This is a genomic window from Sphingopyxis sp. LC363, assembly GCF_000756385.1.
Taxonomy (GTDB): domain Bacteria; phylum Pseudomonadota; class Alphaproteobacteria; order Sphingomonadales; family Sphingomonadaceae; genus Sphingopyxis.
Map to the genome: position 1 here is coordinate 253,475 of NZ_JNFC01000001.1, position 20,626 is coordinate 274,100.

At 62.9% G+C, this 20,626-nt stretch carries 21 protein-coding genes; 14 read left to right on the forward strand and 7 right to left on the reverse strand.

Annotated features, from left to right (window positions below; genetic code table 11):
• The first annotated feature begins 23 nt into the window (after window positions 1-23).
• The 7 genes from FG95_RS01105 (at window position 24) to FG95_RS01125 (ending at window position 5,010) form a co-directional block, all read left to right on the forward strand.
• Window positions 24-641 carry an acyl-homoserine-lactone synthase gene (locus tag FG95_RS01105; protein ID WP_052181957.1) on the forward strand — a complete coding sequence of 206 codons (618 nt, stop codon included), beginning with the start codon at window positions 24-26 and terminating at the stop codon, window positions 639-641.
• A gap of 13 nt (window positions 642-654) precedes the next feature.
• Entirely contained in the window at window positions 655-1,566 is a 912-nt protein-coding gene (locus tag FG95_RS01110) for a phytanoyl-CoA dioxygenase family protein (protein WP_037553312.1), read from the forward strand.
• A complete protein-coding gene (locus tag FG95_RS19730) occupies window positions 1,563-2,201 on the forward strand; it encodes a GntR family transcriptional regulator (protein ID WP_052181958.1) in 639 nt (212 codons plus the stop codon). The genes FG95_RS01110 and FG95_RS19730 overlap by 4 nt, the downstream gene beginning before the upstream one ends.
• A gap of 82 nt (window positions 2,202-2,283) precedes the next feature.
• Window positions 2,284-2,406 (forward strand): hypothetical protein, encoded by a 123-nt coding sequence (locus FG95_RS21195; protein WP_255265930.1) that lies wholly within the window; start codon window positions 2,284-2,286, stop codon window positions 2,404-2,406.
• Between the two features lie 68 nt (window positions 2,407-2,474).
• Window positions 2,475-2,597, forward strand: coding sequence for a hypothetical protein (locus FG95_RS21200; protein ID WP_255265931.1), 123 nt, complete (start codon window positions 2,475-2,477; stop codon window positions 2,595-2,597).
• A 56-nt stretch (window positions 2,598-2,653) separates the two neighbouring features.
• Window positions 2,654-3,313: a lasso peptide biosynthesis B2 protein gene (locus FG95_RS01120; protein WP_037553313.1), complete on the forward strand. Its 660-nt coding sequence runs from the start codon at window positions 2,654-2,656 to the stop codon at window positions 3,311-3,313.
• Window positions 3,229-5,010, forward strand: a complete 1,782-nt coding sequence (locus FG95_RS01125; protein ID WP_152567542.1) for an asparagine synthase-related protein — start codon at window positions 3,229-3,231, stop codon at window positions 5,008-5,010. Before FG95_RS01120 ends, FG95_RS01125 begins: the two co-directional genes overlap by 85 nt.
• Here FG95_RS01125 and FG95_RS01130 read toward each other — a convergent pair.
• The 5 genes from FG95_RS01130 to FG95_RS01150 form a co-directional block, all read right to left on the reverse strand.
• The gene (locus FG95_RS01130; RefSeq protein ID WP_037553315.1) at window positions 4,911-6,884 is read right to left on the reverse strand and encodes an Atxe2 family lasso peptide isopeptidase; all 1,974 of its coding nucleotides are present in this window, start codon (window positions 6,882-6,884) and stop codon (window positions 4,911-4,913) included. The two genes, FG95_RS01125 and FG95_RS01130, sit on opposite strands and share 100 nt — an antisense overlap.
• Entirely contained in the window at window positions 6,878-9,814 is a 2,937-nt protein-coding gene (locus tag FG95_RS01135) for a TonB-dependent receptor (RefSeq protein WP_052181959.1), read from the reverse strand. The genes FG95_RS01130 and FG95_RS01135 overlap by 7 nt, the downstream gene beginning before the upstream one ends.
• Before the next feature lie 87 nt (window positions 9,815-9,901).
• Window positions 9,902-10,822: a FecR family protein gene (locus FG95_RS19735; RefSeq protein WP_052181960.1), complete on the reverse strand. Its 921-nt coding sequence runs from the start codon at window positions 10,820-10,822 to the stop codon at window positions 9,902-9,904.
• Window positions 10,819-11,463: an RNA polymerase sigma factor gene (locus FG95_RS01145; RefSeq protein WP_152567543.1), complete on the reverse strand. Its 645-nt coding sequence runs from the start codon at window positions 11,461-11,463 to the stop codon at window positions 10,819-10,821. The genes FG95_RS19735 and FG95_RS01145 overlap by 4 nt, the downstream gene beginning before the upstream one ends.
• 206 nt (window positions 11,464-11,669) lie before the next feature.
• The gene (locus tag FG95_RS01150; protein WP_156419642.1) at window positions 11,670-12,809 is read right to left on the reverse strand and encodes a hypothetical protein; all 1,140 of its coding nucleotides are present in this window, start codon (window positions 12,807-12,809) and stop codon (window positions 11,670-11,672) included.
• Between the two features lie 105 nt (window positions 12,810-12,914).
• Here FG95_RS01150 and FG95_RS20685 point away from each other — a divergent pair, with 105 nt between their 5' ends.
• Window positions 12,915-13,304, forward strand: a complete 390-nt coding sequence (locus FG95_RS20685; RefSeq protein ID WP_235211414.1) for a hypothetical protein — start codon at window positions 12,915-12,917, stop codon at window positions 13,302-13,304.
• Window positions 13,305-13,531: 227 nt separating this feature from the next.
• On the opposite strand, the gene FG95_RS01155 is transcribed toward FG95_RS20685, so the two are convergent.
• Window positions 13,532-14,458, reverse strand: coding sequence for a lipid kinase (locus FG95_RS01155; RefSeq protein ID WP_052181962.1), 927 nt, complete (start codon window positions 14,456-14,458; stop codon window positions 13,532-13,534).
• Between the two features lie 369 nt (window positions 14,459-14,827).
• Between FG95_RS01155 and FG95_RS01160 the strand changes: the two genes are divergently transcribed.
• Window positions 14,828-15,151: a DUF736 domain-containing protein gene (locus FG95_RS01160; protein ID WP_037553318.1), complete on the forward strand. Its 324-nt coding sequence runs from the start codon at window positions 14,828-14,830 to the stop codon at window positions 15,149-15,151.
• A gap of 83 nt (window positions 15,152-15,234) precedes the next feature.
• Window positions 15,235-16,164, forward strand: a complete 930-nt coding sequence (locus FG95_RS01165) for a HEPN domain-containing protein (protein ID WP_037553319.1) — start codon at window positions 15,235-15,237, stop codon at window positions 16,162-16,164.
• A gap of 6 nt (window positions 16,165-16,170) precedes the next feature.
• Here FG95_RS01165 and FG95_RS01170 read toward each other — a convergent pair whose 3' ends face one another.
• Window positions 16,171-16,401: an EexN family lipoprotein gene (locus FG95_RS01170; RefSeq protein WP_037553321.1), complete on the reverse strand. Its 231-nt coding sequence runs from the start codon at window positions 16,399-16,401 to the stop codon at window positions 16,171-16,173.
• 209 nt (window positions 16,402-16,610) lie between these two features.
• Between FG95_RS01170 and FG95_RS01175 the strand changes: the two genes are divergently transcribed.
• The 4 genes from FG95_RS01175 (at window position 16,611) to FG95_RS01190 (ending at window position 20,625) form a co-directional block, all read left to right on the forward strand.
• Window positions 16,611-17,687 carry a PIN domain-containing protein gene (locus tag FG95_RS01175; protein ID WP_037553323.1) on the forward strand — a complete coding sequence of 359 codons (1,077 nt, stop codon included), beginning with the start codon at window positions 16,611-16,613 and terminating at the stop codon, window positions 17,685-17,687.
• A gap of 163 nt (window positions 17,688-17,850) precedes the next feature.
• Entirely contained in the window at window positions 17,851-18,948 is a 1,098-nt protein-coding gene (locus tag FG95_RS01180; RefSeq protein ID WP_037553325.1) for a MarR family transcriptional regulator, read from the forward strand.
• 35 nt (window positions 18,949-18,983) lie between these two features.
• Entirely contained in the window at window positions 18,984-19,856 is an 873-nt protein-coding gene (locus FG95_RS01185; RefSeq protein ID WP_235211415.1) for an antitoxin, read from the forward strand.
• A gap of 52 nt (window positions 19,857-19,908) precedes the next feature.
• On the forward strand, window positions 19,909-20,625 hold the full coding sequence (locus FG95_RS01190; RefSeq protein ID WP_037553328.1) for an SDR family NAD(P)-dependent oxidoreductase: 717 nt from the start codon (window positions 19,909-19,911) through the stop codon (window positions 20,623-20,625).
• Window position 20,626: the final 1 nt, after the last annotated feature.

Consider the following 20,626-nt stretch of genomic DNA (forward strand, 5'->3'; position numbering starts at 1 on the left):
TCTTTCGAAAAGGAGACACATCCATGCTTTCGGTAATCGACCATTCCAACCGCGCGCACGAGCATCAATTGCTCCGCGCGATGTTCGAGGCGCGTAAGCGCGTCTTCATCGATCTTCTGAAATGGGACCTGCCGGTGCTCGCCGACCGGTTCGAGATCGATCATTTCGACGATCCCCATGCGACCTATCTGATCGTCGGCGATCAGGAGGGCGGGCATCTCGCCTCGGCGCGCCTCCTTCCCACCACGCGCCCGGCTCTTCTCGATGGTCTCTTCCCCGGCCTCGTCGACGGCATCCCGCCGTCCGGCCCCGACATCTTCGAGATCACGCGCTTCTGCCTGTCGCCGGGGATCGGTGCGCGCCAGCGCCGCACCGCGCGCGACACGCTTCTTGTCGGGCTGGTAGACTATGCGCTCGCCAACGGCATCCGCTCCTACACCGGCGTCGCAGAGCTCGACTGGTTCGCTCAGATCCGGACCTTTGGCTGGGACTGCAAGGCGCTCGGCGAAGCCGGCATTTACGACGGCCGCGCGCTGACCTCGCTGCGGATCGAGATCGACGCCGACACCCCCGCAAGGCTCAAGTCGGCGGGGATTGTTTCGGGCAGCGCTGCGACGCCGGTCGCGGCCAATGCAGCGTGAAAGGAGCGGGACCATGATTACCGATATCGCTCCAGTCGATAGCCACCAGCCGCCCTCTGCTTCGATGCGGGCGCTCAAGGAAAACGGCTACGCGATCGTTCGCGAAGCCGTTCCCGCCGAGCTGATCGCGGCGATCGATCGCGACCTCGATCCGCGATACGCCGCGACGCCCTTTTGCGAGGGCGGCTTCTATGGGACACGCACCAAGCGCTTCGGCCGCCTGCTCATCCGCTCGCCGCATGTTGGCGCATTGGTCATGAACCCGGCGATCCTCGCCCTCGCCGAGGCCGCGCTCGGCGACTGGTGTGAGCGCATCCAGCTCAATCTCGCCCAAGCGATTGAGCTGCATCCGGGAGCGCTTCCGCAATTCCCGCACCGCGATCAAGATATGTGGCAGGGCACACTCGGTGAGGTCGAATATCTCGTGAATGTGATGTGGCCGCTGACGCCCTTCACCACCGAGAATGGCGCCACGATCATCTGGCCGAAAAGCCATGGGCTCGAGGCGCTCATCGAGGAACCGGCGGAGGAGCCGATCATTGCCGAGACCATGCCGGGCGATGCCATCGTCTTCCTGGGTTCGACGCTCCACGGAGCCGGCGGCAATTGCAGCGCGTCGGTGCGGCGCGGGATCATCATCAGCTACTGCCTTGGCTGGCTGAAACCATATGAGAACCAGTGGCTCGCCTATCCACCCGACGTCGCGAAGGACTTTCCGCCGGAGCTGGCGGCCTTGACCGGCTATGTACAGCATCGCCCAAACCTCGGCAACTTCGAGGGCCAGTGTCCCTCGATCCTGTTCCGCGGCTATCCCCCCGACCCGATCGCAGCCGTTGATGCGCTCCGGCCCGACCAGCAGGCGCTTCTTGCCGACTATATCGGCGACCAAAGATCGGCGGGCGGAGACGGGACGCTCGCGGCATGAGCCCGGGCACCACGATGGAGCGGGTCTATCTGGACCTCAAGGCGCGTATCCTGTCGGGCACCTATCCGCCCGGTACGCGCCTCGAGGCGGCGCAGCTCGCAAAGTCGCTGGCGGCCAGCGCTACCCCCGTTCGCGATGCCCTGTATCGCCTGTCGGGCGAGCGGATCATCGAGAGCTGGCATCAGGAGGGGTTTCGGCAGCCCCTTCTTAATGAGGCGGATTTGGTCGAACTCTATTGGTGGACCGGCGCCCTTCTCTCGCTGGCGTTGAAGGGGAGGACGCCGAGGCCCGATTTGCCAGGCGGACTGATCTCGCTCGCGAATCACCAGGCCTATCCTGAGGGGCTCAATGGCCTCTTCCGGACCATCGCAATCGGCAGCAGCAACGGCGAACTTCGCGCTACCATCATCAATTGTGTCGAGCGAAGCATGACAATCCGCACATTGGAGGTTCGTGTCGATGGGTCTGTGGGCGACGCGCTCACGGCGATGGCGGACGATTACCGGTTCGGTCGATGGAGCGCTTTACGCAGTAAAATCACGCGCTTCCATCGCCGCCGCGCGTCATATGCCGGCCGCGTCGCGGCCGAAATCCGGCGCCGGTCCGAGCCGCTGGATAATATTCGGAGAATATGAGTCGTATTAAATTCCTATACGGCGCGGCCTCCCTAGCTTCGAGAGGGCCGCAATTCCGCGGCAATCATGGAAGGAAGCGATCATGGACCGCGAACTCAATGAGTTGATCGAACTCGGCAGCGTTACCGGCGACACCGCGGGCAGCGAAGACGTCGGCATCGAAACGAACGGCAAGTTCAAGCCGCTCGGACTCAGCCAGGACTGACCAGCGCTCCGGGGACCGGCCCGAGGCCGGCCCCCGGTCGTTTCCTTGTGTCTGAGAAGGGAAGCAACATGGAACGCGATAACGACACGCTCGTCGAACTCGGCTCGGTCTCCGGTGACACCGCCGGCGACTGGGGCCTGTATGTCGAAGCCGGCGGCCGTATGCCGACGCCCGGTCTCGTCCAGGACTGACTGGTGTATCCGGGAGCCGTCCAGCATCGAGCGGCTCCCGGGTCTCGCGCGGCGCCATGACGACCGGCTGGAAACTGGCAACCGGAACGGGCTATTGCGAAGTCGACGGAGATCTCGTCTTCCTCGACCTTGTCCGGGACAAATATTTCGCGCTGCGCGGGCAAGACCGCGCGGCCTTCGAGCGGCTTCGGGCAGGCGAGCCGAACGACAGCGAGGCGATGGGGCGTCTTGTGGCGACAGGATTCCTCGCACGGTCGAGCGAGCCGACGAAGCTCGATCCGGCCTCGCCTCACATTCCGGCCAACGATTTGTCGGCGGTCGCCGACGGACCGACATCGCTCCGCATGGGTTTCGCAGCGTCCCGCGCGCTGCGCTGGGCAAGACGTTCGATGCGGCCAAACCGGATCGCGTCAACGGTGGAAGCCATGCGGAACGCAAAGCTTCGGCTCGGCGTGCCGGGCGCCGAAGCGGCGGTTCGGGGCATCGCTTCATCCTATGCAGCATCGCGCTGGATGGCGCGGACCCCGCCACGATGTTTGATCGACGCGCTAGCGCTCGACCACATCCTCCTGTCGCACGGCCTAGGCGCGCGGCTGGTTTTTGGGGTGCGTCTCAGCCCCTTTGCCGCACATTGCTGGTTACAGAGTCCCGGCGCGGTGTTGACCGGAACCTCGGCCGAGGCCCGCAACTTCACACCAATATTGGCGATCGGATGAAACGCGGCATTCTCGCACTTGTGGGAACCACGTCCGGGGGGCTGGCGCTTGCGGCAGCTGCCGAGCGCCACGCATTGCGATGCGTTCAGAATGCGGGCGCACTGACCGTCTATGCAGGCGCCGGCATTGCTGACCAAGTGATGGAAAGCGGTGCCCTATTGCTCGGGGACATTTATTCGCTTTCGGGCGCTACCTGCCACGCGCCCGGCGACGGCTGGGGAAGCTATCTGGCCTTCACCGTCGACGATGCATCGGTCGAGATCGCGCGCGCCGCGCTCACCGGCATGCCGATCTACTGGACCCGGTTTGAAGACGGCTTTCTGCTTTGGAACGATCTCGAGCTGGTCGCGCCAATGCTTGGCATCGGGTCATTCGATTGGCAGTTCATCGCCGGGACTTTGGCGTACGCCAATCTGCGGACCGAACGGACCGGGCTTGAAGGTGTGAGCGAGCTATTGCCCGGCAGCTGTGCCAAGTTTTTGGCCGAGGAGTCAGCTGTCCAGACTTTGTGGACGCCTTGGAAGGCTGTCTCGCAGCCCGATCTTCGACCAGTCGCTGAACTTGCGCTAGACCTCGAACGTCGGTTCCTTGGGTGCTTGCGAGGCTGGTGTGGGAATCGGAGCGACATCCTGCTCGAGCTGTCGGGCGGACTCGACTCTTCGATCGTCGCGGCAGGCCTGTCATCGGCGCAAGCCAATTTCTCTGCCGTCACTTTCGTTTCGTCCGGTGCCGACGGCGACGAGCGTCCCTACGCGCGCGCCGTCGCGGCGCATTGCGGTGCTGAGCTTCTCGAAATGCCCCACGCGGATACCGGCATCGATCTGGTATCGCTACCGCCTGTCCTTCACGCGCGGCCCTCCGCCTATGGCGTGCTCGGCGGGATCGACGATGCCTTCGAATCGGCGTTCCCCGTTTCCGATGCCGCGATCTTCGGGGGCATCGGTGGGGACAATATCTTCGATTTCGACACGAGCGTCGCGCCGATCCTCGACGCCTTTCGTCATTTCGGGCCGCGGCGCCCTGCATTCGAGACGATGCGCGACGTCGCGCGCGCGGGCGATGCAACGGTCTGGCAGGCCGCTCGCTTGGCGTATCGGGCGGTGCGGGACGGCCCGAGCGGCTGGCGCCGTGAGACCGGCTTCTGCGTCGCGGACCAGGTGCCGGCCTCGCCGCCGGCTCATCCCTGGGATGCGGGCGAGGAGGATGCGCCGCGCGGCAAGCGCAACCATGTGCGCGCGCTTCGGCGCATCCTCGACTTCGTCGACCGGCCGCGCCGCTGGCGGGACCGCGATGTCGTAGCGCCGCTGCTTTCACAGCCGGTGGTAGAATTTTGCCTTACTGTTCCGAGCTGGGCGTGGGTGAGGGGCGGTCGCGACCGCGCGGTTGCCCGCGCCGCATTCGCGTCGCGACTTCCGCCGGAGGTCGTTTGGAGGCGCGGCAAAGGGCGGCTCGATTCCCTCTGTACCGCAAGCTATCTTCGCCAGCGCGGTGCGCTCGCCGACCTCCTGCTCGGCGGGCGGCTGGCGGAACGCGGGCTGCTGGACAAGCCTGCGATCGAGACCTACCTCGCGCACGATCTCGTCGAGGGCGACTTCGCCTATTTCCGGCTGCTCGAAATCGCCGATGTCGAACGTTGGGTGCGGTCGGTAGAAGCCTCGCCCTTGATGGGGCCGAGCAGCCGCCAGCGACGATACTGATCGGCCTTCGCTGGATCGGGGTCGATCTCGCCTTTGAGCCAGAAGCGGAACCAGTCGAGATTGCGCTCATAGGCCGCGAGCTTCTGGCGGGGTTCGACCTTCAGATGCGGGGCGAGGGGGAAGAGGTGGGTCTCGCCGAGACCGTTGGTAGCAAGCTTGCTCATCAGTTCGGCCGACTGGCGCGCTTCGCTCTCGGGAAGTTGCAGCAGCATCGGCGCCGTGATCATATCAATATTGAGCGCGGCCGAAAGCGCCTGCCACTCGGCAGGTTCGGTATCCGGCGGGCCGAGCTTCCAGTTCTGCCGGATATTGCGGGCGAATGTCTCGCGGCCCGGGCGAGCATTGTACCAGTAATACGTGGGTTCGATCTGGACCGAGGCGATCGAAACCGCCTTGAGAAGATCGCTGTGCATGGCAGTCCATACCGCAACCTCGCTTCCGAAGCTGAGACCGCCCATGCCGACGCGGCTGCGATCTATCGTTCCGCGCCGGTCGAGGGTGTCGATCGCGGCCCGCACGGCTTCCATGCCGATCTGGTAGCGATCCTGCGCGATCTCGCCGCCTGGGAGGACGTCGATGCAGAGCGATGCGATGCCGCCCGCGGCAAGCGCGCGCAGAGGCCATTCGTCGCCTGTTCCGCCGCGCAGATATCCATTGCAGCGATAGTAGGTGACGAAGAGCGGCAGCCGCCCGGGGATCTTCGGGCGGATGAGTATGCCCGACGCACGGCTGCCGCTCACCTGCCACGCGATCGTTTCGACAAGGAGCCCGTCGCGGCCAGGAAATGAATTTGGGGAATCGATGATCTTCTTGCGGCCAGAGGCCTCGATCCGGACGAGGCGGGGTGAGACCGACGCGGCCGCCTCGACGCAAAAGATTGCTTTTTCGCCTGCAGCGCAGGGCTTGCTGTCGCTCCGCCCACTCGAGAGCTGTCCTGCCGAGACCGCGATCATCTTGAACTTCGCCGACGCGGGCGTCCACACATGCAGGGTCGTTTGGCCCGATTGGGCGCGGAGTGCGATCAGGACGCGGCCGTCGGCAAGCCCGCTCCGCCATGCGATACGCTCCGCATCGTTCGGGCAGCCGCTCGCCGCGACGCAGACGCCGCGCTGCCGAAGAATGCCGCGGAGGCTTTCGGGGATGTCCGGCCCGGGCGCCGGCTTGAGCAGGGCGCGTTCAGCGTCGTTCGCCGGGCGCTCGCTGGTGCCGGATGCGTCTCGGGCAACGACAGCGCGCGGTGTATCTTCGAGCAGCGGCACGCGGTCGAACCAGTCACCAGAGAAGCGCTGCGTCGAAGGACGTCCATTGATTGAGGCGCCGCGATAGAGGGGTTGGGCAAGATCGACGCGCGCGTCGAACAAGATACCGGTGTCGCGCTCGGCCTCCTCTGCCCGCGCGATCGCATCGCGCGGAGGTCCTTCGCGCGAGATGACGGTACCGTCAGCGGCGATGGCAAAGGCCTCGATTTCGCCTTCGCTTGGCCCGATCTCGTGGAATCCCGACCCGTCGATGGGACTCACCCACAGGCCGATTCGTCCGTCGACAAGGGCACGGACAACGACTGCCTTGCCGTCGGGCATCCATGTGGCTTCGCCGGGCAGGACGCTCCCGGCGTCGTTCCACATCGCGGTGCCGAGTCGTCCGAGCGCGCGGGGAGGGGCGGTGGCGTCCGTGGGCGCTAGATACCAGTCGATATCGATCCGGTTGGTGACGGTGGATGGGCGCTCGACCCGATAGGCGATCCAATTTCCGTCAGGAGAGACCGCGAGCCCCGACAGGTCGGCAATCTCGGCGATTTCGCGCGGGGTCGTCTGGCTGGCCGCGGGCGATGCCGCGGCCAGGAGACAGCCGAGGATCGCGGCTTTGCTCACCATCGGATGGTGGCCTGGAGCGACATCATGCGGCCGAGCGGGCTCGCCTTCTCGGGGTCGTAGCCGAGCGCGGACGACACGCTGCGGTTGTTCACATAGGGCGGATCCTTGTCGAACAGGTTGGTGATTCCAAGGCTGAGCCGCAGGCCCCGCCCTTCCACGCCATCGCCGCCCCCGATGCGCTGCGAGATGCTGAGGTCGAACGTGGTCCAAGAACCGACCCGCTCCATCGGCGTCACGACCTGGTTGAGATAGCCGTCGATGTAGTTGACGAAGGCATTGGCCGAGAAGCCGCCCGTCGCCCAACCGAAGCGACCGCGAAGGCGCCATTTGACCGGCTTGGCATAGGTGCCGACGACATCGACCTGCGGCCCGCCCGGAGTCAGTTGCTGTTTTATCGAGAAGATATGCGTGCCCGCGATGCCGAGGTCGAGCGTTCCGCCCGCGAATGCGGGGGAATAGCCGACATCGAAATCGATCCCGCGCTGGCGTTCGGCGGCGAGGTTGCGGATGCGACCGTCCAGGATCGCGGCGACCTGGCCCGGCGCGATGTTTGCTGCGTTCACGAAGCTGGGACGTGCGAAATATCCCTCTACCAGTGCCAGCGACGGATTGTCGGTGATCAGCCCGCCGAAGCGCGCCCGGTCGACAAGAAAGCGGGTGTAATCCTCGCTCGCCGTCCCGATGCGGTCGCGATAGTCGACGTCATAATAGGTGACCGACGCCTTGAAACCGGCAAGCGACGAGGGGGCGACGTCGATGCCCGCGGTCCAGGTCGTCGCTCTTTCGGGACCTACGTCCGGTGCATAGCCGAACAGGCCGAGTATGTTGGTCGTGCCCGTCGGCGAAGCGGGGTCGGGGACCGCTTCGGTCTGAAACAGCGAAATCGCCTCGCCGATGAGCTCGTCGAAGGCGGGCGCGCGGAAGGATTTTCCGTAGGACCCGCGCAGCGCAATGCCCTGGAACGGTTCCCATCGGACGCCGACCTTGGGATTTTCGCTTCGGCCGACGTCGCTGTATTTCTCGGCGCGCCCGGCCAACGAAATGTCGAGCCTGCGGAAACCCGGCATCCCGTTATCCGGCCCGAAGACCGGCACGAGCAGTTCAGCATAGGCTGCGCGAACCTTCCGCACGCTCGGAATGATGTCGAATGGGTCGGTGAAGGGCGTCGCGAGGCTGAATCCGTTGACGGTGTAATAGTCGAAATTCTCGCGGCGATACTCCGCGCCGATCGCGAGCCGGACCTCGCCGCCGGGCAGGCGGAAGAGCGGGCCGTCACCGCGGAGCGCCGCCGACCAGCTTTCGAAATCATTGACCGACTGGAATGTGCCGCGAATGCTGTCGATGGTGACCGGATTGTTTGCGGTGCCGTTTCCGAAGACGTTGAATGCGGTTGCTCGGTTGGTGTCGGCAAGCGCCGCAGCAAGGCGCGGGCGATTGACGAGATTGGCCTTGTTCGCGATGCCGCGCTGATGGCCATAGGCGCCGCCGACCTGCACGCGCCAGCGGCCAATTTCCTGGTCGAAGCCCGCTGAGGCGGTGAGGCCGCGCGCCCGGCCGCTGTCGATCTGCGGTCCCAAGTCGTTCACGAAGCGATAGGCGACGCTGACCGGCTGGTTCGTGCCGATCGGATCAACGTAGAAAGGATTGGTAACCGGCACCCGCGCGGCCTGGATGAAGTCTCCGGTACTGACGCGGCTGTAGCGGCGCTGCGCCGCGAGCGCGCTTGCGCGAAAGGTCAACGTGTCGGTAAGGTCGAATTCGGCAGCGGCATAAAGGCTGTGAATGCGCGTTCTCGGCAAAATGTCGCTGTTCACGCGACCGTCGTAGCGGTTCTGGACACCTGGAATCAGCTGAGCGGCAGTCAATGCGCGGCCGTCTTGTCCGGCCGGGATGCCAAACCGCTGTCCATTCGCGGCCGTAATCGTCCCGGGCACCGCGAAGTTGGTCCGATAGTCGGGGCCTCCGAAGGCCCGCAGATCCTCGCGCGCGAAATCGCGGGAGGCGCCCGCGAGCGCACCGCGCTGCGAGTATTGGTAAGCAAGCACCAGCCGTGCGCCGCCGAAGTCACGACCAAAGATTTGGCCGAACTGCAACTCGGTCGTATCGCCATCGGCGGTGCCCGCGCGCAGCATTGTCTCGGCTCCCTCGAAGCGACTCCGCATCCGCACGTTCACCACCCCGGCGACCGCGTCGGCGCCGTAGATCGCCGATGCGCCGTCGATCAGCACTTCGATCCGTTCGACCGCGCCTACCGGGATGAGCGAGATGTCGGCGAAGACGCCGCCGATCCCGCCAAGCGCTGGGCGCGCATTGTCGATGAGGACGAGGGTCGACGAGGTCCCGAGGCCGCGCAGGTTGATGCTCGAGCCGAAAGTCGAATCCGAACCCCCGCCGTTCCGGGTCGTGGTCGTCGAGACTGCCTCGTTGGGGCCGCCGCCAAATGCCTGTGGCAGTGATTGGAGCATCTGCTGAACAGTGCCATAGCCGCTCTTTTCGATGGCTTCGCGGTCGATGGTGACGACCGGAGAACCGGTCGGTCCTGCACCGCGAATGCGCGAGCCTGTAACGATGATCGCTTCGCCGTTCGTCTCAGTCGATCCAGTCTCCCCGGCATCGACGTTTCCCGAGCGAAGGACCCATGCGCCTTCGACGAGTTCGATCGTCAGGCCCGTGCCGGTGAGGAGTCGGGAAAGGGCGGCGTCGGGAGAGAGTCGCCCGCGGACACGGTTGCTGCGTCGGCCTTCGAGCAGGCTCGAAGCCGCGATGACCTCGCGGCCGGAAATGTCCGAATATTTGCGAAGTGCGTCGCTAAGGCGCTGACCCTCGATATTGTAGGTCTGCTCGCCCGTCTGCGCACACGCGCTGGGTGCATAGAGTGCGGTCGCCGAGACGCCCGAAGCCAGAACGGCCGCGAAAAATTTCATCGTCATTCATCCCTCCCGTGCGGCCGATTTTGGCCGTCTGAAGGGAAAAAATGACGGGGGCTCCGAACACCCTATGGGTTTTTCTTGGGTGTCCTACTCGGATTTCGCGCCGAGAATCGGTCCGTTCGCACCGAACTCGACCTTGAGATCGAGCGCGGCGCCGAGCTTCAGCGCAAGTTTCCGGGCATCGGTCATGTCGAAGCGTCCCGTCACCTGCAGCGATGCCAGCGCCGGATCGGCCAAGCTGATCTTGACGCCATTCTCGCGGCCAGCGCGGTCGAGGATCGCGCCAAGCGGGAGATTGTCGGCCCACAGTGATTTGGCCGGGGCGTTCGCCTCCTCGCTCTTGATCGTCTGGGGGCCGGTCGACCTGACCTCGGCGCGTTCGCCGGGGCGGAGGCGAAGTGCCTTTCCGCCTTCGAGGCGCCGCACTTCGACCGAGCCTTCGACCAGCGCGATGCGCGGAACATCCGCGCGGAGATCGACCTCGAAGATGGTGCCGAGCGCGCGCGTGACCGAATCTCCGGCCTCGACGAGAAAGGGACGCGACGCGTCGTGTGCGACCTCGAACCTGGCTCGGCCGTCATACAGAATGACGCGGCGTTCGCCGTCCGAGAAGCGCGTCTCGATGCGGGCGCCGTCCATCAGCGTCACGCGCGTCCCGTCGGCGAGCTGGCTCTCGCCTTGCGCCGAATTGGTGGCGATGATCGGCTGATCGCTGTCGCGGCCGACCAGATACCAGGCGAACCCGACCGCGATCACCGCAGCGAGAATTGTGGCAAAAGCCCATCGCCGCCCGCCGGGTTCACGCTCCCGGGCATCGGCCCGAACATCGGCCTCGATCCGGGACGGCGACATCGCCGCAGACCAGTTCCAATTGTCGCGCGCTTCGTCATAGGCCTTGGCGTTGTCCGGCTTGGCCAGCCATTCGTCGAACGCCGCCCGGTGCTGGTCGGCATCGGGGCCCATCATCTTGTCGAGCCAGGCGGTGGCTTCGCTTTCGGCGCGGCTCACTGCTTACCCCGCGCGCGCTTGATGGCGGCAAGGGCTTTGGTCATGTGGCTTTCGACCGTCTTCACGCTGATTCCCTTGATTCGAGCGATCTCGGGATAGCGTAGTCCTTCGAAGCGATGCATCAGGAAAATCTCGCGCGTGAGCGGAGATAGCCTCGAAATGGCTCTTTCTGCCCGGCGAAGGACGTCGCGCGCTTCGAGCGCGGCGTGCGGGTCGCTCGCTCCCTCATGCTCGTCACTGAAACTGTCGTGCTGCGACCGGTGACGGCGCCCGTCGGCGCGACCATATTCGGCGAGGAGCATCCGGGCGCTCTTCACGAGATAGGCTCCGGGGCCTTCGACCAGCGCAGCGAGGCCGCCGCGCGCGCTCGCAAAGCGGCTGAAGACTTCCTGCACAAGGTCGCCGACATCTTGGGTCGGCGCGCGGCTCTTGAAGAAGCGGGTTATTTGGGGGCGGTGTTCGGAGTAGATCGCCTCGATGCGCGCCGATCGGCCGAAGCGCTCCCAATCCTCTGGCGGCAAGGGGTCGCCGCCGGCAATACCCGGTCGCTCGCTGTCCTTGTCCTCGAAGTCCATACCTGCCGCCTTCCCGTTCGGGACGAGGGCGGCAAGCCGGGCGTTGAGAACTTGCTTAGCGAACAAGCGCCGCCGCCTTTAGCCCGAGGGCTTGGACATGCGCAGCGGCCACCCGGCAGGATGGAATAGGAAAACTAAGCTAAGCAGGTTCTCACGCCTGGCACCGTGCGCCTTGCCCGATGCACCTCAAAGCATAGCTTTGCCCCTGTCGCTTGCAAGCCGGCTGTGCGGAGATAGGTCCAGATCGAGTCAAATTCCTGCGGACCGCGAGGCTATTTCGCGCCCTTTAGTTCGTCGTCGAGTGAGCATTCGGTGACCATCCCCGAAAGGTCGGGAAGGGCGGGCAGCCCCGAGGGGCCGGGTCCCGTGTCTGGCTTGAAAGCAGGCATCATGAACGACGGGAAATTGAACTCTGGAGGATTTTCGGCCGCGAGCGTCTTGCCGACCTCGGCGAACGGGTGTTTGAAAAAATGTTGGTTGAGCGCGTCGGCGATACCCTTTTCCTTTCCGGCACGCGCCAACGCAAGAACCGCATCCCCGTCCTTCCAGTCGATCGGCGCCTTGGACCGCTTGGCCTTTTCTTCCTTGAGAAGATAGAGAGCGTCGGCATCGATCGTTCCGCTCGTCCATATCTCGAAGCGATGTTCGGCTTCTCGTAGGGCGGCATGGTTCGCATAGTGCGCACGAAAGATCGGAATCTTTTTGAGCCAGATTTCGACCTCAGCGCGCGACAGTGATCCGCCGGGCTCTTTGCCTTTACATTCGATCGCTGTCACCGCGCTCGACTGCTGGGTGATGGCCTGAACGTCTATGTCCGCGGTCTGGCCGGTCGCAGGATTTCGCGCGGTAACCCCCATATCGATAGAGATAGCGCTTCGCCGGGCGAGGTAGCCGACCACTAACTCGAATAGGATGCCGCGCAGGTTGAGGCTGCGTCCCTCGATGTCGAGCAAATTGTCGAGGAGGTATGTGAGCCGCTCAGGACTGGACGATGCATATTTGGCGGCATTTTTTAGGACTTCGCATAGTGACGCAATCGCCACCCCAACCCGTTTGCCGAACAGATCTTTCGGCGTGGCGAGCATCACGCCCGCGGCATGGCCAGCCTTCATTGCTTCGCCGGTAAATTCTTCCGCGACAATGATCGACAACACCCCGATATTCTTGAGGGTCGCCTTGAGCATCCTCGCCTTGCGGATGAAGAACTGGATTTCGTCGGCGGTAAGCCGCCCCTCAGCGAACACGTCGGCGACAATGAAGCCGGGCTTGCCGCCGGGACCCTGGAGCGGAAGCAGGTAGCTCGGGCCGGCGAAATCGAAGGCGAAGGGGCCGATGGGCTGGAGTTCTTCGTCGCCGCGGATGCGGATCAGATTGTAGCTCGCAAATCCGATCTTCCTCGCCCATTCGCGCATTCCGTCGAGCAGAATCCCCTCTGTGAGGTCGCGGGCCCTTAGTCCGGCAGGCGTGCCGAAAGCCAGCGACGGCGCGAGCTCGAAACATCGGCCGTGGTCGATATTATGTATTTCCTTGATGAACCCTGCGGCGATCAGGCGTTGCGCGACCGTCTCGACCGGCAGCTGTCCGCGCTGCGGGATGACCGTCGCGCCGCTGATCGACGCGAATTGGTCGGCACGGATGAGGCCGCCGCGTGCGATCATGCCATCGACCGATGCAGCGAAGACCGAATTGGTCGCGCGCATGTCGCGAATGAAATTCTGCCAGAAGCGTTCGCTGTTCCGATCCTTGTCGAGATAGAGAAAGGCTTCGCGCTTGGGCAGCATCGGGACTGGAAAGCGGCGTATCGGTTTTGCGACCCGAGCGACGCGCTGGCGCGCTGCCTCTGGGCTCGCTCCGGCAGCGACGAGCGCCTCGACAATCAGCGACGAGCGCGATGGGCCATGCTCTGAAAGATATTGCGCGATGGTGGTCATGGTCGATGTCACACTGCTTAATTTATTAATTTAACTACCCTGTGCCTCCTCGTTTTTCAACCTTCGATATGAACTCAAATTTTTCAAATACTTAACGAGACGATTTTTGGACGTCCGCGCGGCGCGATGTCACAGAGCCATTTCGAACGACTGAAAATCGTCGCCGCACGCTGCAGCCGCAACTGCGCTGGGCCTTCGCTCGGTCAGTGATGGTAGAGCGGGAATTGCCGTGCGGTGGTCGGGCATTCGCACGGGGCGAGCACCGATATCGCTCGAGGCAAGACGCGGAAATGCGCAGGCGTCGCGGTGACGATCTCACCGTCGGTGTTCACCGGCATCGGCCGCCGCGTCTCGATATCGAACTCGACGCATTTGGCGGTGCGCACTTCCTTCCACGCGCCATGCGTGCCGGACCGGAAGGCGCGAAGCATGAGGGCGAGCTTCCAGAGGTTTTTGACCTCGAGACTATAAAGATCGAGCGTGCCGTCGTCGATCGCGGCATTCTCTTCTACGACATTACCTCCCCCGTAGAGACGCCCGTTGCCGATCGCGACCTGATAGGTGCTGACGGTCCTCGACTCGCCCTTCTCCCTGATCCTCGCCCGGAACCGCTGGGCAGCCAGGATGACCCGCAGCGCGGCGACGGCATAGCCGAGGCGGCCGAACCTTTTCTTGATCGCCGGGTCGAGCTTCTGCGCAAGTTCGCTGCTGATCCCGATGCTCGCGACATTGAAGAAGGCATGGCCATTGACCATGCCGACATCGATCCGTCGGCTGTGACTCTCGACAATGACGTCGGCCGCCGCCGCGAAGTCGAGCGGGATCGACAGGGTGCGCGCCAAGTCATTCGCGGTTCCGGCGGGAATGATTCCCAGCGGCAGGCCGCTCTCGATCACCGCGGGCGCGGCGGATGAGATCGAACCGTCGCCGCCGCACACGACAATGATATCGGCGGTCTGATGCAAGCGTGTCACGTCGCGTGCAATTTCGGGCAAGCTCTCGAACGGCTCGACCGTCACCAGAAGGCCGCCGGCAGCGAGGCGCTCGCGAACGGGAACGAGCGCCTGCTCGCCCTGCCGCGCCTTTGCATTGTGCAGCACGAGGGCGCGCGTACCTTTGGGCCACGGCATCGACACGATCCTGTTCAGCAGAGTTACGACCGTCGAGCGCGTGCCTTCAGAAGAACCACGCCCGATAGAGCAGGCCTATATATCGCCGCGACGAGGCCGGGAAGCATCCGTATCGATGCAGCTCCCTTTTCGGCTTCGTCATATCCTTGGCGCGATCGCTCGCCCTGATCGCTCTTCCATTTTCGAAGTTCGACCGGTCCCACCCAAGAGCGCTCCGCCAATCTGGTCGGCGGCGGCGCCCGCGCAAGCGAGGCGTAGCCTCACTCCTCCGCTGCGCTTCGGCCCTTCGGGTGCGCAAGCGCCTCAAGCCGCCGACCCGCCCGGCTGCACGCCCGGGATGGTCCCGGGCAAATCAGCAGGAGTATCGACATGGCGAGCATCGGCATCGTCAGCGGCAGCATCGAGAAGGGCTTTGTGGGCCAGCTCATCACGCTGTCGATCAAGGCACCGATCGAGATACGCCCCAACCGCGGCAAGGCGAGCGATGTGCAGCCCGACTATCGCGTTTGGTCCGATGGCGTCGAGATCGGAGCCGGCTGGATTCGCGTCGCCGAGCAATCGGGGCGTCCCTATGTCTCGCTCTCGCTCGCGACCCCCGAGTTCGGGCCGCGGCGCATCTACGCCAATCTCGGGCGGGCCGCGGGGCAGGATCGCGACGATGTTTTCGCGATCATCTGGACACCCGCCGACTGAGCGGCGGCCATCTTGCGGCATCCTTGCGCATCGGAACAATCTTCCGGGTGCAAGGGTGCCGCCACCTTGTTAGGGTGACCCCAATGCAGAGCAGCCTCGAACATCTTCCCCCGCACAAGCAACGCGAGATCGAGCGCGTCGTCGAGATCATCTTCGAGGAATTCGAGGATGCGCTGGCGCTCGCGACGCAGGACTGGAAGCGCAAGGGCCGGATTTCCAAGATCATCCTCTACGGCAGCTATGCACGGGGTGGGTGGGTCGACGAGCCGCACACGGCGAAGGGCTATCAGTCGGACTATGACCTGCTGATCATCGTCAACGACAAGCGGCTGACCGATCGGGCGGACTATTGGTCGAAGCTCGACGACCGGCTCATTCGTGAGCTGTCGGTAACGAAGCGGCTCCGCACGCCGGTGAATTTCATCGTTCACAGTCTCGACGAGGTGAATGCCGGACTGACGCAGGGTCGCTATTTCTTCATCGACGTCGCTCGTGACGGGATCGCGCTGTACGAGGCCGACGGGAAGGAGCTCGCAGAACCCAAGCCGATGACGCCGCATGCGGCGCTCGAGATGGCGCGCGAGTATTTTGATGAGTGGTATCCTAGCGGAGCGCAGTTTCTTCATCACTATCGAAGCGCTGTCGCTGCAGGTTGGTTGAACAATGCGGCCTTTCAGCTTCATCAGGCGACGGAACGATATTACCACTGCATCTTATTAGTATGCACTTTCCACACGCCGCACATCCATAATCTTGTTTTCCTGCGCACCCAAGCCGAGCGGATCGATGATCGATTGATCGAGGCATGGCCGCGAGAAGTTAAGGCCGACCGGTCGCGGTTCGAAAAGTTGAAGGAAGCGTACATCAAGGCGCGCTATTCGAAGCATTACGCGATCACCGCCGACGAACTGGAATGGCTCGGCGCGCGGGTTCAGCATCTCGCCGGTATCGTCGAGACTATTTGCCGTGACCGCATCGCTGAGCTTGAGACAACAGCGCGTCAGGCAGGTTGAGACCCGCTACTTTTTCCCGCGGAACCGCTCGAATTTGGCCTTTCCCTCGGCAGTCTCGACCGCGACATTGGCATTGCTGCATTCATCGCCGCGCTTGTCGCCCGCCGTGCAGCTTTGGACGACGTCGCGTGCCTCATCGAGATTGGCCTCGAAATATTGAACGCTGCGTGGCTCCGGCGGAGCACATGCTGTCAGGATCGTCAGGCTGGCGATCGCCAGCATCTTGAAAATGATCATCGTCACCTCCGACGATCAACTCTAGCGTCGGCGACCCGGTCCATGCAGTGGCGATTTGAGATTTAGAACCAAATTGAGGCTAGTTCTCCGTCCATCGGCCTATGTGAGCCAGTTTTGCGCCATTCTTAGCTCTCTCTCAAGCGTCGCATTGGGCGGCGAGGCTCAAGGGAACGATTGAGGAAATCCGTCGCAAAAGCTAGTTTGCAACGATGAGCGAACCACCAGCACCGCGCGGACAGCGCCTCGTCACACCATATGCTTTCATCGATACCGAGGCTTTTCGTGCGGCGGGTCTCGACTGGCAATCGCGAACTTGGTCCAGCCTGATCGATCTAGCGTCGAAGAGCACGCTCGAGCCGATCACGACTTCCATCACCACGCGGGAGGTTGAAGCGAGACTTTCGGAAGCGCTGGCGGAGGCGGAAGCAGCAGCGAAGAAGCACGGCGCGATTTTTGGCCAGCTTGGAGAAAGCGGTCCCTTTGGTGATACCGATCCAGCCGATCGGAAGGCACTGCTTCACGCGCGCTTTCGAGAATTCCTAGCGACAGCAAAATTTACCGAAATCCCCGTTGTTGCCGATCACAAAGCGATTTTTGACGATTATTTTGCTGGTGCTGCGCCCTTTGGGGAGGGCAAAAAAAAGAGCGAGTTTCCGGACGCCTTTGTGCTGTCGAGCCTCCTCGCCTGGATCCGGCCCGGTCGACCCAGAATATATGTGGTTGGCAAGGATCCGGACCTGGTGAAATTCTGCGAGGGACGGGACGATCTGATCCAATTGGACTCCGTTGCCCAGCTTCTCTCGCTGGCTCTGGCGTCAGCCCAGTTGGTGAAGCGTCTTGAAGCGCATGTCCGTGGAGACGCGTCCCTGCTCGAAAGGCTGAGGGCACGCCTTAACTCCTATCGTCCGCGCCGTGTCGATATCGAGGTTGAAGATGTCGAGTTCTTCGATCTTGAGATTTCGAGCGTGTTTCTCGTCGACGAATCCGAGGAGGGACAGGATTTTGTCCTTGAGGTCGAAGTCTTGGCTGAGGTCGAAGCCGACGTTCGTGAGACGGGTCATGAGTATGTCATCTCGCGGCGGGGAGAGCCTGATTTGGATATTCGGACTTACCATGCTCGTCCAACTTCCAGCGCGGCTATTTATGTTGAGGTGCTGGTGTCCGAGGACGATAGTGGCGAAGAGCCAGCCTTGGTGACGACCGATTGGGCTATCACATCGGGCGATATCGAGATCAAATTGCCATCTCAGTTCAGCAGGCGTGAAATCACCCTCGAGGCGCGGTGACGCCAAAATCCTTCGTTGACGCCACCGGAGCGTTGCCAGTTTCGACGCTTTCCAGATTTCAGATGAAATTTTTTCCATTTTTTTAATGCAAATTTTCTGCGCAGCAAATATCAAGGTTTTTCCGAATATTCACTTTTAGGGTGATTTTTGCTGGGCACAAAATATGGCCGAATTTGAAAATTCTCAGCGCGAATTGCTCGATGCGCTTTTGGAGGCGCTTTTGGCGCTGCCGCAGTCGCACGCGCAAATCGAGCGATATGAGGTCGAAATCGGGCCTCGCGGCCGCGCCGACGCCCTGATCGGCGCATATATCGGCCGCCAGCCGCTCTTATTGCTTGTCGAAATCAAGGCGCAGCTTTTTCCGCGCGATGTGCGCGAAGCAATCTGGCAGCTTCGGAATAATCAGGCCCATCTCAGCAATTCCGGTGACGACCGGGAAATCATTCCTTTTTTTGTCGCCCGTGCGATCTCGCCGGGCGCTCGAGAGATTTTTCGGGAAGAGCGCGTCGGATATTACGACCTCGGAGGCTCGCTTTATATTCCGGGGAAAAAGGCATTCATATTTCTCGATAAACCGGCTCCGAAAAAAGGGACGAAGAAATTCGATTCCATTTTTCAGGGGCAAAAGGCGCGCGCACTCCATGAAATTTATGAGAGGCGGCAGGACTGGCTGGGCGTGAAGGATCTCGCCGATGCGAGCGGCGTATCGCCCGCTACGGCTTCCGAGACCCTCACGGAACTCGAACGGCGCGAGTGGGTGGATGTGCAGGGGGCGGGTCCGTCGAAACAGCGTCGATTGCGCGCCGCACGGCCCCTTCTCGAAGCTTGGACCAGCTATGCGAGCGATCAGAAGGCGCCGACAGTGCGGCGTTACTATGTCCCGAAAGGGAGTGACGCACTGGCGCTGGCGCTGCGCCTTGATCAGGCGTGCGACGAGGCGAAAGCCGCCTATGCGGTCACCGGCGAGGTAGCCGCTCAAATCTATGCCCCCTATCTTTCTTCCATCTCGCAGCTTCGTTGCCGGATCGAGCCCGGGCAGAAGCTGATCGAGGCGCTGCTCAATCTCGACGCCCGGCCCGTGGCGGAGGGGTGGAATCTCGGTATCATCGAGGCGAAGAGCCGGCGCGATGTCGCGGTCGGCCAACGGATCGATGGCGTCTGCTATGCGCCGCCGCTGCAGGTCTATCTCGACCTGCTCCAGGCGTCCGGCCGTTCCCGTGAATTGGCGATGCACCTCCGTAGCGAATGTCTGGATAAATAATGCCCAAACCACAGACGATCAGCGGCTATGAGGACATGGTCACCGACGCGTGCGAGCGCGTACTGGTCACGCTCCTGCGCGGGCTTGGACCATGGAAGGATTCGGTCTTTCTCGTCGGCGGACTCGCGCCGCGCTATCTCGTGACCGCCAGGCCGCCGAAAGTCCCGAAACATGCGGGCACGGGTGACGTCGATATCGTCGTCGACGTCGGAATCCTCACGACGACCGAAGCCTACAGTACGCTAGAAGAAAATCTAAAGGCGATGAACTTCGAGCGCGCCGAGAATGAAAAGGGTGCGAAGCAATCCTGGCGGTGGCGCGCCGAGATCGAGGACGGCACGACGATGATCCTCGAGTTTCTGGCGGACTCGCCGGAACTTGGAGGCGGCAAGGTAAAGGAACTTCCTTCGGACGGAAATGTCTCGGCGTTGAACATCCCCCACGCTTCCATGGTGTTCGACCATCACGGGACCGTCGAAATCACGGCGGACCTGCTGAACGGTAAGGGCCGTGCCACCGAGGTCGTGCGCTACGCTGATATCGTCACCTTCACCTGTCTCAAGGCCTTTGCTTTCGATCAGAGGTTCGAGCGCAAGGATGCGCACGACCTGATCTACTGCATCGAGAATCTGGAAGGTGGCGTCGGCGCGGCGCAATCCGCATTCGCGGCTGCACTGACCGGTCCGCATGCCGAGGCGATACGCGAGGCTCTTACTCGCATGGCGGCTCGCTTCCGCGATCCCAATCCCGACGAGAGCTATTTGCGCGACGGGCCCGTCGCCGTGGCAAGTTTCGAAGACGACGAAGCCGATGTCTCGGCCGACCCCGATCTGCTGAACGCCCGGATCTTGCGGCAGCGACATGCCGCGGAAATTATGGCCGACTTCCTCAAGGCATTCGAAATCTGATGACGAAGGCTGTGATCGCAGTTTCGTTCCGGCGCATTCCAAGAGCTTGCCCGTGAACAAAGCGATCATAGTCGGCGCGAGTTCAGGGATCGGCCGAGAGCTGGCGATGCTGCTCTCGCATCATGGCTATTCGGTTGGCGTCACCAGTCGGCGCCGCGACCTGCTCGCCAATCTCGCTGGCAATTCTTCCGGTTCGATAATCTACGAGGCGTTCGACGTGGCCGACACGACCGCGATGCAACGCGGACTCGCCGCCCTGATCGAGCGGCTTGGCGGGCTCGACTTGCTGGTGATCAGTGCCGGGGTCGGCCACATAAATGCCGATCTTGTCTGGGAGGCGGAACGCGAGACCATCGCGGTGAATGTCGAAGGTTTCGCGGCCGCGGCCAATATCGGCATGCAGCACTTCATCGCCCAAGGCACGGGGCATCTGGTGGCCATTTCGTCGATCGCGGGATTGCGGGGAAGCGGCGACGCGCCTGCCTACAATGCGTCCAAGGCCTTCGTCTCCAACTATATGGAGGCGCTACGCCAGAACATGGCGCGCCGGGGCCTGCCGATTGCAACGACCGACGTGCGGCCCGGCTTCGTCGACACCGCGATGGCGAAGGGTGACGGACTCTTCTGGGTTGCTTCGCCTGAAAAGGCGGCGAAGCAGATCTACGGCGCCATCCGCGCCCGTAAGTCTCATGCCTATGTCACCAAACGCTGGTGGCTCGTCGCTGGCCTGATGAAACTTCTGCCGAACGCCATCTACGACCGACTCTAGC